Origin of the sequence: Pontibacter rugosus (assembly GCF_042678745.1) — a bacterium.
Classification (GTDB): Bacteria; Bacteroidota; Bacteroidia; order Cytophagales; family Hymenobacteraceae; genus Pontibacter; species Pontibacter rugosus.
Genome location: NZ_JBHTLD010000340.1, coordinates 1 through 3,131, shown reverse-complemented (window position 1 = coordinate 3,131; position 3,131 = coordinate 1). Strand labels below are relative to the sequence as shown.

At 45.8% G+C, this 3,131-nt stretch carries 4 protein-coding genes; 2 read left to right on the top strand and 2 right to left on the bottom strand.

Annotated features, from left to right (window positions below):
• The coding region (locus ACFQ2O_RS20855) for a hypothetical protein (protein ID WP_377532683.1) at nt 1-578 on the top strand (578 nt) is incomplete at its 5' end.
• A 107-nt stretch (nt 579-685) separates the two neighbouring features.
• Entirely contained in the window at nt 686-1,012 is a 327-nt protein-coding gene (locus tag ACFQ2O_RS20850) for a DUF4286 family protein (protein ID WP_377532681.1), read from the top strand.
• Nucleotides 1,013-1,086: 74 nt separating this feature from the next.
• Here the strand turns inward: ACFQ2O_RS20850 and ACFQ2O_RS20845 are convergent, their stop codons facing one another.
• Both ACFQ2O_RS20845 and ACFQ2O_RS20840 read right to left on the bottom strand, forming a co-directional pair.
• Nucleotides 1,087-1,557, bottom strand: coding sequence for a GNAT family N-acetyltransferase (locus ACFQ2O_RS20845; protein WP_377532679.1), 471 nt, complete (start codon nt 1,555-1,557; stop codon nt 1,087-1,089).
• A gap of 29 nt (nt 1,558-1,586) precedes the next feature.
• Nucleotides 1,587-2,345: an acyl-[acyl-carrier-protein] thioesterase gene (locus ACFQ2O_RS20840; protein WP_377532677.1), complete on the bottom strand. Its 759-nt coding sequence runs from the start codon at nt 2,343-2,345 to the stop codon at nt 1,587-1,589.
• Nucleotides 2,346-3,131 lie beyond the last annotated feature (786 nt).

Sequence of the window (3,131 nt, the reverse complement as noted above, 5' to 3'; positions counted from 1 at the left end):
AAAAAAATACTTCGCTTATGAATAAAAATTCTACTCTGAAAATTTCCGATGTAAACTCATTTGTTTTGATAATCGTATCGCTGCTTGTATTGGCTTCTTGTTCTGCCCGGGTAGAGCGTGAAGTAGATGAGCAGCACAATACTACAGCAGTAGTTGCCCCTATCAAGGCACCTTCTATTACTGTTGCAGCTATTGAGAATGCATCTGATGAGGTTTACTTCGACCTGATTGCCGAAACGTCTAATTGCCTGGGTGAAGACCTTTGGCTAGGCGGAAAGCTGGAAAGCAATGATAAGGTTTCACTGGCAAGCTCAGGAGCTATCTCACCGTCTAAAGTATATCGTATTACAGAACTAACTGCTACTGGCCTAAACAGCAACAGCAGTTACCTGGTAAACAACAAAGCACATACGCTAAAGGCTGTAACAGGCAGCAGAGGCGTAGTGTACATTCAGCTCAGCCAAGGGCAGCTGCAATTGGTTCCGCAGACTGATGCAAAGCCACTCGTGCTGGCTTACCAGCCTAACCCTGCCGAAGGCTATTACGATGGCTTGGCAGGTCGCTGGAGCTGCAAATAAAGTCTCACTTTAAACAATTATATTTCCTTAAACGGCCTGTGCTTGCATAGCACAGGCTGTTCTGTTTTCTGCCAGACCACTTCCCGCAGAATTTCGTACTTTTGGGTATGATTTTGTATAACGAGACAATTAGTATTGATAACACTGTAGCTGAGGAGTGGCTACAATGGATGAAAGAGGTGCACATACCAGCTGTAATGGGTACGGGTTACTTTTTGGGCAACCAGATTAGCCGCCTGATGCATGAGATAGCAAACGATGGCACCACCTATGCAGTGCAGTACACCTGCCGCAACCTGCAGGATCTGGAGGAATATCAAAATAACAGCGAAGCAGAACTGGAGGCACGCCATCACAACCGTTATAACGGCAAGTATGTCATATTCCGGTCTATGCTGGAGGTTGTAGCTAAAGACGTAGAACGTAAAAGCTAATTACGACAACACTAAAACAGCAAGGCCAGCTACTCTACAGTAGCTGGCCTTGCTGTTTTGATGCATTATGGGTGCTAATTCGCATACTGCTGTATCTGCTCTTCTGTCATGGTACAGGTATACCACTCGCTGCTTATTTCAGCCCCCACCTGCTTGTAGAAAGTAATAGCAGGCTCATTCCAATCCAGCACCTGCCACCTGAAGCGCTTGGCTCCGGTATCTTTCGCCTCCTGCGCAACGGCGTTAAACAGTTTTCTGCCGATGCCAGTGCGGCGCATAAACTCTGTCACCACCAGGTCTTCTAAGTATAACGTGCGGCCTTTCCACGTGGAATAGGCCGTATAGTATAAAGCAATGCCTACAATACCGTTCTCGCCTTCGGCTACAAAAAACTTATAGATTGGGTTTTCACCAAAGCCGTCGCGTTCCATTTCCAGCACAGTGGTGGTTACCTCCTGCGGTGCTTTCTCAAATTCAGCTAACTCGCGTATCAGCGCATGCACCTGCGGCAGGTCGTCTATGGTTCCTCTTCTTATGTCTACCATTGATGTTAAATTAAATTTTGTTTTTGAATTTATACCTGCTCCAGCACCTTCCACTCTGTAACAGCCTGCACCAGCTCTTTGCCGCTTTCCTGGCTAGTAAGCCGGTGCAAGTATACGTTTTCATTTTCATCGTTCCGGGCTGTAGCCGATGCAACAGTATCTCCCAGCACACTCTCTGCTTTAAAGATGATGTCTAGCTTTTGCAGTTGCTTTTGCTCCAGTAGCTCTAGCGGCAGGGTATCCAGGGCCCATTGCAGGTAGCGGGTATTAGTAACGTGGCGGTTCAGGTCTATGTCGTGCCAGCGCACAGGCATTTGCTGTTCCTGCTGTGGCTCCTGTAGCTGTGGCAGCTTACCTTTGGCAAAAGGTAATGGCTCCCGCCCCGGCACGATCTCCATCGCCGAAATAAAATCGGGTACTGACACCAACTGGCGTTTCACCACATCCATCACCAGCCACACGCTTGTTGCCTGCCCTAGTAGCTTCCGATTTGAAGTATAAATCCTGAAATCGCGGTACATAAACACGCGCTCCCGGCCCGAGGCCCAGGTTTCTACAATTATTTCTTCGTTGTGTGCAGGATATCGGAACATCTCTATGCGCATGCGCTGCAGCACCCACGTAAGCCCACGTTCCAGCAAATCATACATAGATATGCCTAGTTCCTGTGTATTGCTCCAGGCTGCCTCCTGCATATAACTTACCAGTGCTGGCATGGTAGCCTGCCCTCGGTAATCTATCTCGTTAGAGCGTACAATAAATTCACTTGCTCCTCCCGTTGATTTCATAGTATCTATACTTGTCTGGTTGCTAAGTTACGTAAGAATCTACTTGGACACTTTATAAAATCAAAAGCACACCGCGATGGGTGTGCTTCCTGAACTTGTATGGACTCGCTTGCTTCAAAAGCTGCTTTCCACAAACAGCTGCCATAGTATAAAAGATACTGTAACTATCATGGCGAATATACCCGCCAATTTGAAAAGCAACTTTAGATCGCTTAAAGCGCTTACTAATAGCGCTTGGCTGTTTTGACTAAATGCTTTGTCTATTCTGGTTGAAAACAGAAGCAGGCATACCGCTATGCAGAAGTATACGGCATCAAGGACAAATCTGCCAACTGCCCAGGCAGCACCTTCAGCATCATCAGGGCTCCACACACCTTGTTTGAGCGTGAAGAAAAGCCTCCCACACACCACTAAGAAACCTACCACAGCCAGAACTTTACTCCATGTTGATACTGATCTTAATAAAGATCGCGAAGCTGTATCTAATACGAGCTCCTGCTCTACCTCATTGTTTAGTGACTTATCTGTTTTCATATTGGAATTTTAGGTTGTTGTGCTCTTTCAAATTTGAGGCAGCTTAAACTGGTGCAAGCAAAGCTCAAGCTAGCAATAGAACTTAGAGGTTTACATAAAGATGGGCAATTACGCTTATGAGTGCATAAGCTATACTTACATAAGTATAGTAGTCTTTAGACTTCCTTCTCTGATTCTCAACTACTGCCAAATACTTTTGATTGTAAAAGAAGATGAAAAAATTAATTGCGAACAGCATTATAAAAGATCCAT